The following is a 16,968-nucleotide window of genomic DNA, read 5'->3' on the forward strand; positions in this document are numbered from 1 at the left end:
TGCCGAAGCCATTAACGTTTATGCATTGATAGTAACGGGCTAATAGTAGAGCACCCGTTTTCGGAAAGCAACTGATTTTCTTGCCATTAAGTCATGTTTGCAAGAATAAATACTTACGTTGCAGATCCGCCATATTTGGCATGTTGCACAGCGAACTTGATCAGCTCCGCCTGCCCTTCGATGCCCAGCTTGCGCTTGATGTTCAAGCGGTGTGTTTCCACCGTGCGCACGGACAGGTCCAGGTCGCGCGCGATCTGCTTGTTCGACTCGCCGTTCGCGATATGGCGCAGCACTTCCTGCTCGCGCGACGTCAGCTGGTTGTCCTGGGCCTGCGCCGGCCGGGCCAGCTGACGGGCCAGCGCGGCGCTGTAATAAATGCCGCTGGCGATGACGGTGTCGATGGCGAGCACGATGTCCTTGCCCGGCGCGTCCTTCAGCACGTAGCCGCGCGCGCCGGCCTGCATGGCTTGCGTCACGTATTCGAGCTTGTCGTGCATGGACAGCATCAGCACGGCGATGTCCGGATGCTGCTCCGTGAACCGTGCGGTGGCTTCGATGCCGCTACCGTCGCGCATGGTGATGTCCATCAGCACCAGGTCCACGTCCACTTTGTTCGCCAGGCCCAGCGCTTCCGGGCCGGAATCCGCTTCGGCCACGACGCGGAAGTGCGGCACGGCTTCCAGGCGAGCGCGCAGGCCGTCGCGCACCAGCGGGTGGTCGTCCACGAGCATGATGCGCACGACGTCTTCGGTCATCTCGGTATACATGTCAATCTTTCAGTCCTTCAGTTCTACGGTAGCGCGCACGGTGGTGCCGGCGGCGGATGAGGCAATGTCCAGCGTGCCGCCGATCGCATCCAGCCGCTCCAGCATATTGCGCAGGCCGATGCCGCGCTGCGGGTGCGTCTCGACGCCTTCCGGGTCGAAGCCGGCGCCGTCGTCGACGATGGCCAGCGTCACGCGTCCGCGCACCGCGTGCAGCGACAGTTCGATGTGGCGGGCACCCGCATGGCGCTCGATGTTCGTCAGCGCTTCCTGGGCGATGCGGAACAGCACCGTGCCGACGACGGGCGGCAGTCTGTCGGTATTGCCACGGGCGGAGAACGCGACCGGCGTGCCGCTGTGCTGGGAGAACTCCTGGGCCAGGTGGTCCAGCGCGGCGGCCAGGCCCAGGTCGTCCAGCAGCGTCGGGCGCAGGTTGTGCGAGATGCGGCGCACCTCGCCCAGCACGTCGTTCAATTCCCCGGCCGTGCGCTCGAAGCTGGCAAGGGCCTTGCCCTGCTGCTCGGCGTTGCCCTGCAGGCGGATGATGCCGGCCTCGATCTGCAGCTTGATCGAGACGAGCCACTGGCTGATGCCGTCGTGCAGGTCGCGCGACAGGCGTGCCCGTTCCTGTTCCTGCGAATCGACGACGCGCTGGGCCAGCGCCTTCAGCTTGGCGTCCGCCACGCGCGATTCGCTGATGTTCAGCGCCAGGCCCAGGGTGGCGATGACGAGCGTCGCCAGGATCGCCAGGCCCATGATCCACAGCATGGTGGCGTCGATGTTGCGCGACTGCTGGGCGTCCACCTGGGCCAGCGCGGCCTCCACGTCGTCCAGGTACAGGCCGCTGCCCATGATCCAGCCCCAGTCCTTGATGGCCACCACGTAGCCCAGCTTGGGGCCGGACTTGCGCGTGGACGGCTTGACCCAGTTGTAGCGCACCAGCCCTCCCCCTTCGCGGGCGACGGCGATCAGGTTCTGGATCGTGGGCACGCCGAACTGGTCGCGCATGTCCCACAAATCGCGCCCCACCAGCTCGGGCTGGCGCGGGTGCATCAGGTTGCGGCCGTGCATGTCGTAGACGAAGAAATAGCCGTCGTCGCCGAAGCTGAGCGATTGCAGCACGCGCTTGGCTTCCTCCAGCGTGGCCGGATCCTTGCGGCCGGACGCCGTCAGGTGGGCGATGGCGTGCGAGGCCAGCTCGACGTAGTGCTGGAGCTCGGCCTGCTTGCTGGCCAGGTAGGCCTGCTGGATGGTGGCGTGCTGCTGGCGCGCCAGCGTCACGGACTGCTGGCGCACGAACAGGGCGATCGCGCACAGCGCTACGATCAGCGGCGCGATCGCCAGGAAGATGACTTTCTGCCGGAGCTTCATATTGGATGCGCATGGCGCATGATTTCGTCGTAACATGAAATTGTACGACCGATCAGCGGGTGGCGTGGATGCGGGGCCGCCTACGTAGGATTACGTAGATGCCTGCGTAATCATGCGCTTGTCCGCAGCCGACCCGTGCAAGATACTGAAAAAGAATGCTGCCATAAAATCAACCGGCATGACCGGGGAGCAGCACGATCCATTCGGAGGAGTCACAATGAACAAACTTGCAAGCCGGCTCGGTTGGGCCGCGCTTTCGCTCGTGGGCGCAGGCGCCCTCGGCTACGTCGCCCTGAAACGGGGCGAATCGATCAACGCGGTCTGGGTCGTCATGGCCGCCGTCTGCGTCTACCTGATCGCCTACCGCTTCTACAGCCTGTACATCGCCGACAAGGTGATGGGCCTGGACGCCAAGCGCCAGACCCCGGCCTACCGCTACAACGACGGCCTGGACTACGTGCCCACGAACCGCTACGTGCTGTTCGGCCACCACTTCGCCGCCATCGCCGGCGCCGGCCCCCTGGTCGGCCCCGTGCTGGCCGCGCAGATGGGCTATTTGCCGGGCATGATGTGGATCCTGGCCGGCGTCGTCTTCGCCGGCGCCGTGCAGGACTTCATGGTGCTGTTCATGTCGATGCGCCGCGACGGCCGTTCGCTCGGCGACCTCATCAAGTCCGAGATGGGCGAGGTTCCCGGCGTGATCGCCCTGTTCGGCACCTTCATGATCATGGTGATCATCCTGGCCGTGCTGGCGCTGATCGTCGTGAAGGCCCTCACCGGCTCGCCCTGGGGCACCTTCACCGTCATGGCGACCATCCCCATCGCGCTGTTCATGGGCATCTACTCGCGCTACATCCGCGTGGGCCGCATCGGCGAGATCTCGCTGATCGGCTTCGTGCTGCTGATGCTCGCCATCGTCGGCGGCCAGTGGGTGCACGATTCGCCCACGCTGGGCCCGATGTTCACCTTCACCGGCACCCAGCTGACCTGGATGCTGATCGGCTACGGCTTCATCGCCTCCGTCATCCCCGTGTGGCTGCTGCTGGCACCGCGCGACTACCTGTCCACCTTCCTGAAGATCGGCACCATCGTCGCGCTGGCGCTGGGCATCGTGTTCGTCGCCCCGCACCTGCAGATGCCGGCATTCACCCGCTTCATCGACGGCACCGGCCCGGCCTGGTCCGGCACGCTGTTCCCGTTCCTGTTCATCACCATCGCCTGCGGCGCCGTGTCCGGCTTCCACGCGCTGATCTCGTCGGGCACCACGCCGAAGATGATCGAGAACGAAAAGCACGCCCGCTTCATCGGCTACGGCGGCATGCTGATGGAATCCTTCGTTGCCATCATGGCCCTCGTCGCCGCGTCGACCATCGAGCCGGGCGTCTACTTCGCCATGAACAGCCCGGCCGCCGTGCTGGGCACCACGGCCGAATCGGCCGCCGCGGCCGTGTCGAACTGGGGCTTCGTGATCACCCCGGCCGAGCTGACGCAGATGGCCGCCGACGTCGGCGAGCACACCATCATCTCGCGCGCCGGCGGCGCCCCGACGCTGGCCGTGGGCATGGCGCACATCCTGTCGAACGCCGTGGGCGGCAAGGCCATGATGGCCTTCTGGTACCACTTCGCCATCCTGTTCGAGGCGCTGTTCATCCTCACCGCCGTGGACGCCGGCACCCGCGCCGGCCGCTTCATGCTGCAGGACCTGCTGGGCGCCTTCGTCCCCTCGTTCAAGAAGACCGATTCGCTGCCCGCGAACCTGATCGCCACCGCCCTGTGCGTGGCGGCCTGGGGCTACTTCCTGTACCAGGGCGTCGTCGATCCGCTGGGCGGCATCAACACGCTGTGGCCGCTGTTCGGCATCGCCAACCAGATGCTGGCCGGTATCGCGCTGACGCTGGGCACCGTCGTGCTGTTCAAGATGAAGCGCGGCAAGTATGCCTGGGTCACCATCGTGCCGACCATCTGGCTGCTGCTGTGCACGCTGACGGCCGGCTGGATGAAGATCTTCGACGACAACGTCAAGGTCGGCTTCCTGGCCCACGCCCGCAAGTTCCAGGCCGCGCACGACGCCGGCCAGGTGCTGGCCCCGGCCAAGACCGTCGACGAGATGAGCCGCATCATCTTCAACGACTACCTCGACGCCGGCCTGTGCGGCTTCTTCATGATCGTCGTGCTGGCGGTGCTGCTGTACGGCTTCCGCACCATCCGCGCCGCCAACCGCGAGTCGCGCCCGACGGTCAAGGAAACCCCGTATGTCCAGCAGGCGCCCGTCGCCGCCGAGGTGCACTGATGTTCGGCGCGCTGGTCCAGGCGGGAGAATCGCTGGCCCAGGCGGGCCGCTACCTCGGGCAGAGCATGCGCCTGATGGTCGGCCTGCCCGAGTACGACACCTACGTCGCCCACATGGAACGGAACCACCCGGGCCAGCCCGTGATGAGCTACGAGGAATTCTTCCGCGAGCGTCAGGAAGCGCGGTATGGCGCGGGGCGGAACGGCAAGTGCTGTTGAGAACGCTTTAACACCACCACCACCTCGTCGTCCCCGCGCAGGCGGGGACCCAATTTTACGTGCGCTGACGCTGCGCTACGGAATTGGGTCCCCGCCTCCGCGGGGACGATGTTCGTAGTGCCTGTCCCGGTTCTCCTCTCCCCTCCCCCGCCCCTTGCGGCACCGCAAAGTTACCTCCTAGGCCACATCCTATATTCCTTTCTTGCGGGAATTTGTATTTCCGCATGGTGAGCCCATTCCACACCGGGCTCGTTCGTCGCGCCGACCGCCGGATGTGCCCAGCCATGCATCGCCACGAGCGTTCAAGCCTCAATCGGAAACTATTGTCGATGTGCCTCGCCACCGCCGGCAGCGCGCTGCTGGTGGCCTGGCTCGCCTTTGCGCTGGCGACCGTGGTCGGCCAGCGCCACGCGGAAAGCATGCAGTCGGCCGCGCTGGCCGGCGTGCTGGCGCGCAGCAGCGCCGACGCCCTGCAGGAGCGCGACCGCGCGCTGGCCGGGCGGATGCTGGACGCGCTGCGCGAGCGCGAGACCGTCACCGCGGCCGTGCTGTACGACCGCAAGGGCCAGCCCTTCTCCACCTGGACCGCGCCGGGACGCAGCGATGCCGGCCTGGACGTGCCCCTGCCCGACACCGACGCCGCCGCGCTGGCCGCGTTGAACGAAGCCGGCAGCCGTCCGTGGATGCCGGTGCTGCGCACCTACCGCGCGCTGGGCACGCTGGATGAGGATGCGCCCGAGGATGCGGCCGCGGCGGGCGTCGTCATGATCGAGACCGACCTGCGCCCCATGTGGCGCGCGCTGGTGCGCGGCCTGGGCGTGACGGCCGGCGCGCTGCTGCTGTCGATGCTGGCCGCGCTGATGATGGCGCGGCGGCTGCGGCGCAGCGTGGCCGACCCCATCGCCAAATTGATCAACGCGGCCCAGAAGGTCTCGGCCAGCCAGAACTACACGCTGCGCATTGCCCACAACCGCAACGACGAACTGGGCGCGCTGATCGACAGCTTCAACAACATGCTGGCGCAGGTGGAAGGCCGCGGCGCGGCGCTGGTCCACCATCGCGACGAGCTGGAACGCCAGGTCGGCGTGCGCACCGAGCAGCTGGAGAAGGCGAAGAACGCGGCCGAGGCGGCCAGCCGCGCCAAGAGCGCCTTCCTGGCCACGATGAGCCACGAGATCCGCACGCCGATGAACGGCGTGCTGGGCATGACGGAAATGCTGCTGGGGACGGAGCTGTCCGACACCCAGCGCAACTACACGCAACTGGTGAAGCAATCGGGCGAGCACCTGCTGGTGATCATCAACGACATCCTGGACTTTTCCAAGATCGAGGCCGGCAAGCTGACCGTCGAGTACATCAACTTCAACCTGTGGGACCTGCTCGACGACATCTACACCGTCTACACGCCGCAGGCCGCCACCAAGGGCATCCAGCTGTACTTCGACATCGCCAACGACATCCCGGTGGCGATCTGCGGCGACCCGAACCGGCTGCGCCAGATCATGGCCAACCTGCTCGGCAATGCGCTCAAGTTCACCGACCAGGGCCGCATCCTGGCGCGGGTGCGCATCGCCAGCGAGGACAGCCAGGCCGTGATGCTGCGCTTCGAGGTGCACGACACGGGCATCGGGATCTCGCGCGAGGCGCGCAGCCGCATCTTCGAGGCTTTCTCGCAAGCCGACGATTCCACCACGCGCAAGTACGGCGGCACGGGCCTGGGCCTGGCGATCTCCAAGCAGCTGGTGGAGCTGATGGGGGGCGCCATCGGCGTCGACAACGGCCCCACGCAAGGATCGGTCTTCTGGTTCACGGTGTCCTTCGACAAGCGCCGCGTCGACCCGGATGCGCCGGGCGCGCAGGGCAACTCGCAGCACACGATCGACGGCCTGCGCGTGCTGCTGGTCGACGAGCAGGACGAGCGCCGCGCCGGGCTGGAGCGGCACCTGGCCGCCTGGCGCGTCGACTGCACGGGCACGGACAGCGCCGACCTGGCGCTGGACCTGCTGCACGAGGCGGCGCGCCAGGGGCGTGCCTACGATGTCGCCATCCTCGACATGGAATTGTCGGGCACCAGCGGCCTGCTGCTGGCCTCCGGCATCAAGGCCGATCCGTCGACGCGCGCGACCCGCCTGGTGCTGCTGAGCCCGGACCGGCTGGCGGCCGATCCCGTGCAGCGGCGCGAAGCCGGCGTGGCGTACCAGCTGGTCAAGCCGGCGCGCGCGGCCGATCTGTTCGCCTGCCTGGCGACGCGCCCGCGCGGCCAGGTGGCGCCGGCGCCCCGCTTCGTGCCTCCGCGTCCGCTGCGCGCCAGCGTCGGCCGCCCGGCGTCGCACAAGGTGCGGCGCGTGCTGCTGGCCGAAGATAATCCGGTCAACATCGAAGTCGCGAAGGCCATGCTGGAAAGCCTGGACCTGCAGGTCGATTGCGCGCGCAACGGCGCCGAGGCGCTGGCCATGGTGCGCAGCGGCGCCTTCGACGCCGTGCTGATGGATTGCCAGATGCCGGTAATGGACGGCTTCGCCGCCACCTCGGCGATCCGGCGCGAGGAGCGCAAAGCGGGACGCGGGCGGGTGCTGCCCATCATCGCCATCACGGCCAACGCGCTGCAGGGCGACCGCGAAGCCTGCCTGGCCGCCGGCATGGACGATTATCTCTCCAAACCGTTTACGCAGCAGGAACTGGCGGCCGTGATCGGCAGGTGGATGGCGCTGCCGCTGGCGGCCACCGTGCACCACGACGACGAAGCGCCGCAACTGCCGCCGGAATCGGTGGAGGTGATCCGGCGCGACGTGATCAACCACGCCGCGCTCGACAAGATCCGTGCGCTCTCGCGCGACCGCGGCGACGCCCTCGTGCGGAAGGTGATTTCCGCCTACGTCGACGACGTGCCGCAGCAACTGCGCACCCTGCGCGACGCCATCGACGGCCTGGATGCCGACGGCGTGCGCCGCATCGCCCACACGCTCAAGTCGGCCAGCGCCAACGTCGGCGCCGACGCCCTGGCCGCCATGTGCAAGGCCATGGAACAGCTGGGTCGCGCCGACACCACTGTCGGCGCCGATGCCATCCTGGTGGACATGGAACAGGAATTCCAGGCCGTCCGCCGTTCGCTCACCGCCCAGCCCGAGAAGGAAACCTGACATGCCGGTACCCCACTCCAACCAGCGCGCCCCCGGGCCTGCCGTCGTCCTCGTCGCGGACGACGACCCGACGATGCGCATGCTGATGGTCGAGATGCTGGAAAGCGTCGGCCTGGCGGCGATCGAGGCCGCCGACGGCCAGGAAGCCGTGACGCTTGCGGCCAGCCGCTCGCCCAGCTTGATCCTGATGGACGTCGAGATGCCCAGGATGGACGGCTTCGCCGCCTGCCGCGCGATCCGCGACTCGGCCGGCGGCGCCATGGTGCCGATCGTGATGGTCACGGGCGGCGACGACCTCGAAGCCGTCACCAATGCCTACGAGGCCGGCGCCACCGACTTCGTCTCCAAGCCGATCAACTGGCCGATCCTGGGCCACCGCGTGCTGTACGTGCTGCGCGCCAGCGATGCCATCGTGCGCCTGCGCATCGCCGACGCCCAGAACCGCGCCGTGCTGGCCGCCATTCCCGACACCTTCTTCCGCATGTCGCGCGACGGCGTCTATCTCGACTACGAGCCGGGGCGGGAAAGCCCGGCACGCGAAGGCGGCAACCGCAACGCGCGCGGCCATGCGCTGCGCGAAGCGGTGCCGGCCGGGCAGATCATCGGCCGCCACGTCACCGAGGTGCTGCCGCGCGAGATCGCCGACCGCCTGCTGGAGCAGGTGGCGCTGGCGCTGCAGATGCGCCAGGTGCGCTCGGTCGAATACGAGCTGCTGCACTTCGGCGAAGCCCAGCACTTCGAGGCGCGCCTCGTCGCCACGGGGCCGGCCGAGGTGCTGGGCCTGGTGCGCGACATCAGCGAACGCAAGCGCGCCGAGGAGCAGATCCGGCGCCTGGCCTATTGCGACAGCCTGACGGGCATCCCGAACCGCCAGGCCTTCCTGGAGATGCTGGAGCGCGAGCTGCAGCGCTCCAAGATCGGCAACAAGAAGTTCGCCGTGCTGTTCATGGACCTCGATGCGTTCAAAAGGATCAACGACACGCTGGGCCACGACGTCGGCGACCAGTTGCTGATGCAGGTATCCGAGCGCCTGCGCGAGACGATCCGCCCCAGCGACCTGATCTCGCGCTCTCCGTCCGACCTCGAGACGCAGCAGGGAACGAACCTGGCGCGCCTGGGCGGCGACGAATTCACGATCCTGATCCCGGACCTGGAACGCGTCGAGCATGCGCTCAACGTGGCGCACCGCGTGAAGGACGCGATGGGCCGCCCCTTCCTCATCGAGGGCAACGAGATCTTCGTCACGGCCAGCATCGGCATCTCGCTGTTCCCCGAGGACGGCGACGATTGCACGTCGCTCTTGAAGTTCGCGGACACGGCGATGTACCACGCAAAGAACTGCGGCAAGAACAACGCCAAATTGTACTCGTCCTCGCTGACGATGCAGATCATGAGCCACGTGAAGCTCGAAGTCGGCTTGCGCAAGGCGCTGCAGAACGACGAACTGTACTTGCTGTACCAGCCGCAGCTCGACGTGCGCTCGTCGGAGATCGTCGGCGTCGAGGCACTGGTGCGCTGGCGCCACGCGGAACGGGGCGTGATCCCGCCGACCGAATTCATCCCGCTGGCCGAGGAGACGGGCCTGATCGTCCCCATCGGCGAATGGGTGCTGCGCACCGCCTGCAACCAGGCGCGCCACTGGCAGCGCCTGGCGCGCCGTCCCGTGCGCATGGCGGTGAATTTGTCGGCCAAGCAGTTCAAGGACGAGAGCCTGAGCCAGATGGTGCTGTCGGCGCTGAACGACACGGGGCTCGATCCGCGCCTGCTGGAACTGGAGCTGACCGAGAGCACGCTGATGGACGACGCCAGGGCGACCCTGCTGACGCTGGAACAGCTGCGCGGCATCGGCGTGTACCTGTCGATCGACGACTTCGGCACCGGCTATTCGTCGATGAACTACCTGAAGCGCTTCGACGTGCGCGCGCTGAAGATCGACCGCAGCTTCATCAGCGGCCTGCCCCAGGATTCCGAGAACGCCGCCATCACGCGCGCCATCATCGCAATGGCGCACGGCCTCAAGATGATGGTGGTGGCGGAAGGCGTCGAGACGGGCGAGCAGCTGGTGCTGCTGGAAGAATACGGCTGCGACATGGTGCAGGGCTTCTACCTGAGCCGGCCGGCCACGGCGGATACGGTGACGGGGATGCTGCAGAAGCTGTGGGTGCCGGTGGGGGCGAAATAAACAAGCCCGTCATCCCCGGTAGGGTGGACGGCTCCGCCGTCCACGCGTTCAGGCTTCGTATGAACGACTTGACGCGCACGCGCTGGTTGGACGCGTGGACGGCGAGCCGTCCACCCTACCGCGTGAACGTCAACGTGTACTTCGCCGCCCCCGGCAACAAGGCCTTCGGCTCCCCTCTCACCCACGCCTCGTGCCCGCGCAGGAAGAACGGCGACAGCGGATGTCCGCTCTGCCCGCCCGGCATGTCGAACAGCCCTTCTTCCTCGCGCCCCGGCGACACCACCATGCGTTCGGACTGTCCGAATTTCGGCCCCGCCACGCGCGGCATGTTCCCGTCGCCCGGCAACTGGTCCGGCGGCGCGCCGAGCCAGCGCTTCAGCGCAGGCAGCGCCATCGCGATCGGGTGCGTGATCGCCGCCGTGTTGCGCCGGCCCCAGGTGGCCTCGGCCAGCGGCGTGCCGTCGCGGGTGACCTCGTCGATGGTGCGGTCGACGGCGGCCAGTTGCAGGTCCTGCCAGCTGGCATAGCCGGACGGCAGCCAGGCGGCCGGCTGCTCGTCCAGCAGGCGCGCGACGGCGTCAGGCCAGCGCGTCGTCGCCGCCTGCACGGTCGCCTTCGGGTCGAGCGTGCGCAGCTGCACGTTGGCGCCGGCGAACAGCAGGTCGTGCAGCGACCAGCGGTATTGCTGCGCCAGGCGGTAGCCGACCGAGCCCACGCTCGCATGGCCATCCCAGCTTTGCCGCAGCAGCTGCCTGAACGCGGCGCGCTGCGGATGCCCGGCGACGGCCCGGTCGTCGAGCACGGCCAGCAGGCGCGTGCGCCATTCGCCCACGTAGATGGCGCGGTCGTCCAGCGTGGCACGGAAGGCTGCGCGCACGTCGGCGCTACCCTTATGCGACTGCAGGCCGTCGCGCAGCTGGCGCGTGCGCGCGCCGAGGTCGAAGCCGCCATCGCCCAGCACTTCGGCATCCGGTCCCGCCAGCTGGCGGCTGTTCGCCGTGACCAGCAGGCCGGCCGGGGGATTGACCACGCGCGGATGCCGCTCGGGCGGCAGCAGGCCATTCCAGGTCGGCAGTTCGCCGTCCGCGGCGAGCGGATACGAGACGGCACTGCCGCCCTGGTCGCGCTGCGGCAGCGCGCCGGCGATGGTCCAGCCGATATTGCCCTTGGTGTCGCCGATGACGATGTTCTGCGCCGGGATGCCGTCGGCGGCCGCCGCGGCCAGCGCCTCGTCCAGCGTGAGCGCGCTTTCCAGCTTCAGGTGGTTCAGGTTGAGCGCTTGCGGCGCATGGGCGACCCAGTGCACGGCATAGGCAGCGGCGCCGACCAGGCGCACGGGGCCGAGGCTGGTCTCGCGCACGACCAGGCGCTCGGCCGGAGCCCCCTTCACGAGGATCGTCTCGGCGTGCTCGCGCGGCGTCTCCCAGCCGGCCTGGGTGCGCACCATGCCGGGGTGGGCCTCGTCGCGGTCCAGCAGGACCAGGTCGAGCGTGTCGGCATAGCTGTTGGTGAAGCCCCAGGCCACGTGGCCGTTACTGCCCGCGATTACGAGCGGCGGCGCGCCCGGCAGGCTGACGCCGACGACGCGGCGCGCGCGTCCCTGCGCGTCCGTGTAGCGCAGCGCCAGCCGGTACCAGATGTTCGGCAGCTGCAGGCCCAGGTGCATGTCGTCCGAGACGATGGCCGCGCCGCTGGCGCTGCGGCTGCCGGCGAGCGCGAAGTTGTTGCTGCCGACGCCATCGGTGAAGCCGACGCCGGCCACCTGGCGCGCCGCCACGGCCCCCAGGCTGCCCCACCATGCGGGCGCGGATGGCGGTATCGGCACGTCCTTCGGCGCGGCGACGGCGGGTGCGTCGAGCGGCGCATCCCACCTGCTCGACTCGGGCAGCAGGAAGGCGCGCTGGGCCGGGTCGAGGTCGTGCGCCAGCCAGCCGCGCGCCAGCTCGCGCGCTTCCTGGTTGCCTTGCAGGTCGAAGTACATCGCCCACACGACGAGCAGCGAATCGGCCGCCGTCCAGGGACGCGGCTCGGCGCCGTTCAGCGCGTATTCGAACGGCCTGGCCCCCAGCGCCTGCAGGCCGTCGTTGACGCCGGCCACGTAGCGTTCGAGAAAGGCCCGGTCGCCCGCGTCCAGGCCCTGCAGGACCTGGGCGGCGCGCGCGCGGAAGCGGTGCAGGCGGTGCGCCCGGTCGAGCGGCAGCGCGCGCGGGCCGAACAGCTCGGCCAGCTCGCCGGCGGCGCTGCGGCGCAGCAGGTCCATCTGGAAGAAGCGCTCCTGGCCGTGCAGGAAGCCGGTGGCATAGGCGAGATCGGTGCGGTTGGCGCCGCTGATCGTGGGCACGCCGTCGGCGTCGCGCTCCACCGTCACCTTCGCCGACACGAGCGGCGCCTGGCGCGTGCCCTCGAGCTGCGGCAGGCTGGCGCGCAGGTACAGCCAGGCACCCAGCAGGGCCAGCACCAGCAGCGCCGCGAGCGTTGCCAGCAAACGTGTCGTCCACCTCAACCATCGCCCTGCCCGCATGCGCCGTCTCCTCCGAAAAAAGCGCATCTTGCCAGAAAAACCATTGCCTAGCGAGTGCGTGATCCAGCCTACCCGATTCGGTTCCCATTGGACCTTTGAGGCATTCCGGCCAGGCCTTCCGACGCCTGGCTAAGCTGATGGCATGCGCGCATGACGCGTGCTATCGAAGGAGATCATCAGCCATGCGTGCGTTCATGGTTCCGCTCGCGATGGCATCGATGCTGGCCCTGCCGGGCTGCACGACGCCCGAGCAGCGTGCCGCACAGGCCCGCGCCGAAATGGAGCAGGCAATGGTCGTGTATGGGCCGGCTTGTGCGCGCCTGGGCTACGCAGCGCAGTCCGATGCCTGGCGCAGCTGCATCCTGCACCTCAGCGCGAAGGAGGACGCGGAGCGCTACGGTCCTTATGGTCCTTATGGTCCTTATGGTCCTTATGGTCCTTATCCGCACTACCACGCCGGCTACGGTCTCGGGCGCTGGCCCGGCGGCTGGTGGGGCCCGTACTGATGACGAAGGTCGGCACGATGCTCTGCCGGTTACCGAAGTCGACGGGCGCCGGACGGTTCTGAACAGGCTGAGTGCCGGACGCCGAGGCGGACCCGGCATGCTGCATCGCGACGCTTTCGATCGCGGCCGTCCGGTCGTACTCATCCCGTTCGTGCTCATGCCAGTCATGTTCACGTTCGTACGTGCTCGCGTAGTACGGGCGCCGCTCGCCGGCGGCGGCCGTGCGTTTGCTCGGCTTGTTGACGGGCTTGGCATCGGCGATGGCGGGCGCGGGCGCGGGCGTGACGGGCGCATCGGCGGCAAGTACCTTCGCGGCATGCGTGTTTGCGAGATGTGTGTCGGCGACATGCGCGTCTGCGACATGCGCGTCTGCGACGTGCGGGTCGCCAACGAGCGCCTTCGCGACTTGCTCGTCCTTTAGTAGCCCGTCCTCGAGTTGCTCGTCCTCGCGTTGCTTGTCCTGGAGTTGCTCGTCCTGGAGTTGCTCGTCCTTTAGTTGCTTGTCCTCGAGTTGCCTGTCCTGGATGTGTGCATCCTTGAAGTGCTCGTCCTTCACGGATTCATCCGCGGCATCCATGCCCTCGACGAGCGCCGCTGCGCCGCTTGTCGTCTCGGCCTGCACCGCTTCCGGCCGAGCCACCTCGGCCCCACCTGCTTCGGCCTGGCTTGCTTCGTCCTTCATTGCCTCGGTCCCTGCCGCGTGGGCATGCTCGTCGCTGACCGGTACCGGCGCATCCTGCGCATCGACCCGGACATCTGGCGCGTCCGGCTTCGCCGTCTCGACGGGCACCACGACTGGCTGCACGATCACGAGCTCCGGCTCGACCCGGCCCGCGCCGTCGGCACGCGGCGCCGGCTCGCCCACCAGGCGGCGCGCGCACGCTTCCTTGGTCACGGCTTCGCGCTGCGCCAGCAGGCGTTCCAGCATGCGCTGGGTGTGCCGGATCAGCTCGGGATAGCGGGCGTCGGGCGGGTGCAGGCTGAAACGCACGAGCGGCGATTTCTCCAGCATCCGGGCGGTGGCGTCGGCCACGCGCGGCGACAGCAGGCGGCCGCTGCGATTGCGCGCGGCATAGACGAGCGACGGCGACAGCACGCTGCGGCGGATCGGGTTGCCGTCGGCATCGCGCAGGCAGTGGAAGTGGCTGAAGGTGGTCGTGTAGGCGAAGCGGGAGGCGCGCAGCGCGTTCCACGCGCCCTTGCCCAGCAGCCAGGCCGGCGGGACGAAGCCGTCGACCTTCCAGCCGCGCTCCGCGAACCAGGCCAGGCCCAGTTCCAGGCGGCGCTGCGCTTCCGCTTCGGCCAGCGCGGCGAATTCGCCTTCCTTGCGCGTGTACACGCTGCGCAGGAAACGCTTGGCGAGGCCGCCGCCGTTCGCTTCCGTGTCGAGGTGGCTGTAGCCGTGCAGCGCCAGTTCGTCGCCCCGCTCCAGCACCACGTCCAGGCAGGCTTCCATCGCCGGCGAGCGCTCGGGGCGGAAGTGGTAGTGCGGCACCACGAGCCAGGTCAGCGGAATGTCGGCGACCTCGCGCACGGCCTGCACGAGGCGCAGGCAATCGGGCCAGGTGGCCGGGGCGACGTCGTGGATCGACACGCACAGCATCGGCGCGGTGCCGGCGCGGGCGATATCGGTGGCGGTGGCAGTGGCGGTGGCGCTGGTTGCGCCGATGGTGTTGGTGGTGGCGCCTTCGCTCGTGGCGCGTTCAATCGGTGACACAGATGCGCTCCGGTTCGCGCGGCGTGCGCGCATGGTTGGCCAGCAGGCCGTCGTAGCGGCCCAGTACCTGGGGCAGGATTTCGTTCCAGTCGTAGCGCTCGACCGCCTTGCGGCGTGCCGCCATGCCCATGCGGGCCAGGTCGCGCTCGAAGATCGCGTCGATGGCGCCGGCGAGGCTGTCGACGCTGTCCGGCTCGGCCAGCAGGCCCGTGTCCGCGTCGACCAGTTCCGCCACGCCGCCGCCGTTGGCGGCGACGACGGGCAGGCCGCAGGCCATCGCTTCCAGGACGATCAGGCCGAAGGTCTCGCAATCGCCCGGGTGCACCAGCACGTCGCAGCTGCCCAGCAGGCGCGCGAGCTGGCGCTGGTCGCGCTTGTAGGGCATGCGCGTCATGTTGGGGATGTCGGGCGGGCTGTCGTTGCCGGCGCCCACCAGCACCAGGTGGTAGCGCGGCCCCAGCTTGCGCACCGCCTCGACCAGCAGGCCGAGCTTCTTTTCCGGCGTGAAGCGGCCCGCGTAGACCAGCAGGCGCGTGGCCGGGTGGAGGCCGAGGCGCGCGCACAGCGCGTCGCGCCCGTCCTCGCGCTCGTGCGCGGGCAAGGGACGGAACACGGCGCTGTCGATGCCGAGCGGCTGGTGCACGGCGCCGTGCACGCCGATGGCGTCCAGCTGTTGCACCATCACACGGCTCGGCGCGAGCACGAGGTCGAACTGGCGATACAGGCTGGCCAGGTACTTGCAGGTGCCGCTCGCGATCCAGCGCCCCAGGCGCGGCCGCACGAGGCGCGGCAGGTCGGAGTGGTAGAAGGCGACGGCCGGGATGCCGTGGCGGCGGCGCATGCGCAGCGCCGCCCAGGCGCAGTGGCCGGCGTCGCCCGCCTCGACGAGGTCGGGCCGCGCGGACGCCAGCAGGCGCGCCGGCCCCGCCACCGATAGCGGCATGCGGTAGCCGTGGAAGCCGGGCAGGCCGGCGGCGGGAATGCGCACGAGCGCCGGCACCTGCGCGCCGCAGGTCTCGACGTTGGGACTCATGATCGTGTGCTGCACGCTGCTGCGCCGTGCCAGCCAGTGCGCCTTGGCGTTCAGGTAGGTGCTGACGCCGCCTCCTTCGGCGGCATAGAACATCGTGATATCGACGAGGTGCATGCTGGGGTCCGATCAAAGTAACCCCACGATAGCAGCGGACGGGCCGAGCCCATTTTGCGCATCGTCAAAGCGATGCCCGCTGCCTCACGGGAGGGACCGATTATGCACTGCGCCTGTCGAGCATGGCGCGCGCGATGGTGCCCGCGTCCACATACTCGAGTTCGCCCCCTACGGGAACGCCGCGCGCGAGTCGGCTGACCTTCAGGCCGCGCGCCTTGAGCATCTCGCTGATGTAGTGGGCGGTGGCCTCGCCCTCGTTAGTGAAATTGGTGGCCAGCACCACTTCCTTGACCTGGCCGTCGTTGGCCCGGTTGACCAGCTTTTCCAGGTGCAGGTCCTTGGGGCCGATGCCGTCCAGTGGCGACAGGCGTCCCATCAGCACGAAGTACAGGCCCTTGTAGGTCAGGGTCTGCTCGATCATCATCTGGTCGGCCGGGGTTTCGACCACGCACAGCAGCGCGCGGTCGCGCTCCTCGTTCGCGCACAGGTCGCAGATCTCGGTTTCGGAGAAGGTATTGCACATGGCGCAGTGATGCACCGAGTCGACCGCCTGGTACAGGGCGCGCGACAGCATGGCGGCGCCTTCGCGGTCGTGCTGCAGCAGGTGGAAGGCCATGCGCTGCGCCGACTTCGGCCCGACGCCCGGCAGGCGCCGCAAGGCCTCGGTCAGGAAGTCGAGCGATTTGGACATGTGGTTTCCGGTAATGGCATCGATGGCGCGGGCGCGTTCGGCACGCCCGCGCGGGGGAACATCAGAACGGCATCTTGAAGCCCGGCGGGATCGGCAGGCCGGCGGTCAGGCCGGCCATCTTTTCCTGCGTGGTGGTTTCGGCCTTGCGGATCGCATCGTTGAACGCGGCCGCGACCAGGTCTTCCAGCATGTCGCGGTCGTCGCCCAGCAGCGACGGGTCGATGGTGACGCGCTTGACGTCGTTCTTGCAGGTCATCACGACCTTGACCAGGCCGGCGCCCGACTGGCCTTCGACTTCGATGAGGGCCAGCTGGTCTTGCGCCTTCTTCATATTGTCCTGCATGGCCTGCACCTGCTTCATCATGCCTGCGAGCTGGTTCTTCATCATGGTGTGTTCTCCAATAGGTCGGGTAAAACAAAA

Annotated in this window: 11 protein-coding genes; 4 read left to right on the forward strand and 7 right to left on the reverse strand. The window is 68.4% G+C overall.

The genetic code is table 11. The features are described from left to right. Positions 1–113: 113 nt before the first annotated feature. Both QPK32_RS04245 and QPK32_RS04250 read right to left on the reverse strand, forming a co-directional pair. Positions 114–767 (reverse strand): response regulator transcription factor, encoded by a 654-nt coding sequence (locus QPK32_RS04245; protein WP_290411525.1) that lies wholly within the window; start codon positions 765–767, stop codon positions 114–116. A gap of 9 nt (positions 768–776) precedes the next feature. Then, the gene (locus QPK32_RS04250) at positions 777–2,135 is read right to left on the reverse strand and encodes a cache domain-containing protein (RefSeq protein ID WP_290411526.1); all 1,359 of its coding nucleotides are present in this window, start codon (positions 2,133–2,135) and stop codon (positions 777–779) included. A 217-nt stretch (positions 2,136–2,352) separates the two neighbouring features. On the opposite strand from QPK32_RS04250, the gene QPK32_RS04255 reads away from it, so the two are divergent. From QPK32_RS04255 to QPK32_RS04270, 4 genes are all read left to right on the forward strand, one after another. Next, positions 2,353–4,425: a carbon starvation CstA family protein gene (locus QPK32_RS04255; protein WP_290411527.1), complete on the forward strand. Its 2,073-nt coding sequence runs from the start codon at positions 2,353–2,355 to the stop codon at positions 4,423–4,425. Next, positions 4,425–4,643, forward strand: coding sequence for a YbdD/YjiX family protein (locus QPK32_RS04260; protein WP_290411528.1), 219 nt, complete (start codon positions 4,425–4,427; stop codon positions 4,641–4,643). The genes QPK32_RS04255 and QPK32_RS04260 overlap by 1 nt, the downstream gene beginning before the upstream one ends. A 329-nt stretch (positions 4,644–4,972) precedes the next feature. Then, positions 4,973–7,783, forward strand: a complete 2,811-nt coding sequence (locus QPK32_RS04265; RefSeq protein WP_308632438.1) for a response regulator — start codon at positions 4,973–4,975, stop codon at positions 7,781–7,783. A 1-nt stretch (position 7,784) separates the two neighbouring features. Next, positions 7,785–9,965, forward strand: a complete 2,181-nt coding sequence (locus QPK32_RS04270) for a bifunctional diguanylate cyclase/phosphodiesterase (RefSeq protein ID WP_290411530.1) — start codon at positions 7,785–7,787, stop codon at positions 9,963–9,965. Between the two features lie 115 nt (positions 9,966–10,080). Here the strand turns inward: QPK32_RS04270 and QPK32_RS04275 are convergent, their stop codons facing one another. From QPK32_RS04275 to QPK32_RS04295, 5 genes are all read right to left on the reverse strand, one after another. Further along, entirely contained in the window at positions 10,081–12,486 is a 2,406-nt protein-coding gene (locus QPK32_RS04275) for a penicillin acylase family protein (RefSeq protein WP_290411531.1), read from the reverse strand. A 369-nt stretch (positions 12,487–12,855) separates the two neighbouring features. Beyond that, on the reverse strand, positions 12,856–14,709 hold the full coding sequence (locus tag QPK32_RS04280) for a polysaccharide deacetylase family protein (protein ID WP_290411532.1): 1,854 nt from the start codon (positions 14,707–14,709) through the stop codon (positions 12,856–12,858). Continuing rightward, positions 14,696–15,856 carry a glycosyltransferase gene (locus QPK32_RS04285; RefSeq protein WP_290411533.1) on the reverse strand — a complete coding sequence of 387 codons (1,161 nt, stop codon included), beginning with the start codon at positions 15,854–15,856 and terminating at the stop codon, positions 14,696–14,698. Before QPK32_RS04285 ends, QPK32_RS04280 begins: the two co-directional genes overlap by 14 nt. 100 nt (positions 15,857–15,956) lie before the next feature. Further along, the gene (gene recR, locus QPK32_RS04290; RefSeq protein WP_290411534.1) at positions 15,957–16,547 is read right to left on the reverse strand and encodes a recombination mediator RecR; all 591 of its coding nucleotides are present in this window, start codon (positions 16,545–16,547) and stop codon (positions 15,957–15,959) included. Positions 16,548–16,608: 61 nt separating this feature from the next. Next, complete coding sequence (locus QPK32_RS04295; protein WP_290411535.1) at positions 16,609–16,935, reverse strand: YbaB/EbfC family nucleoid-associated protein; 327 nt, start codon at positions 16,933–16,935, stop codon at positions 16,609–16,611. Between the last annotated feature and the right edge of the window lie 33 nt (positions 16,936–16,968).

It is taken from the genome of Massilia sp. YIM B02763 (assembly GCF_030412015.1).
Lineage (GTDB): Bacteria > Pseudomonadota > Gammaproteobacteria > Burkholderiales > Burkholderiaceae_D > Telluria.

What these genes read in the sequence shown, in the direction of transcription:
- QPK32_RS04265 (WP_308632438.1), top strand. Translation starts at nt 4,973, where the DNA reads ATGTGCCTCGCCACCGCCGGCAGCGCGCTGCTGGTGGCCTGGCTCGCC.
- QPK32_RS04270 (WP_290411530.1), top strand. Translation starts at nt 7,785, where the DNA reads ATGCCGGTACCCCACTCCAACCAGCGCGCCCCCGGGCCTGCCGTCGTC.
- QPK32_RS04260 (WP_290411528.1), top strand. Translation starts at nt 4,425, where the DNA reads ATGTTCGGCGCGCTGGTCCAGGCGGGAGAATCGCTGGCCCAGGCGGGC.
- recR (WP_290411534.1), bottom strand. Translation starts at nt 16,547, where the DNA reads ATGTCCAAATCGCTCGACTTCCTGACCGAGGCCTTGCGGCGCCTGCCG.
- QPK32_RS04250 (WP_290411526.1), bottom strand. Translation starts at nt 2,135, where the DNA reads ATGAAGCTCCGGCAGAAAGTCATCTTCCTGGCGATCGCGCCGCTGATC.
- QPK32_RS04295 (WP_290411535.1), bottom strand. Translation starts at nt 16,935, where the DNA reads ATGATGAAGAACCAGCTCGCAGGCATGATGAAGCAGGTGCAGGCCATG.
- QPK32_RS04275 (WP_290411531.1), bottom strand. Translation starts at nt 12,486, where the DNA reads ATGCGGGCAGGGCGATGGTTGAGGTGGACGACACGTTTGCTGGCAACG.
- QPK32_RS04285 (WP_290411533.1), bottom strand. Translation starts at nt 15,856, where the DNA reads ATGCACCTCGTCGATATCACGATGTTCTATGCCGCCGAAGGAGGCGGC.
- QPK32_RS04255 (WP_290411527.1), top strand. Translation starts at nt 2,353, where the DNA reads ATGAACAAACTTGCAAGCCGGCTCGGTTGGGCCGCGCTTTCGCTCGTG.
- QPK32_RS04245 (WP_290411525.1), bottom strand. Translation starts at nt 767, where the DNA reads ATGTATACCGAGATGACCGAAGACGTCGTGCGCATCATGCTCGTGGAC.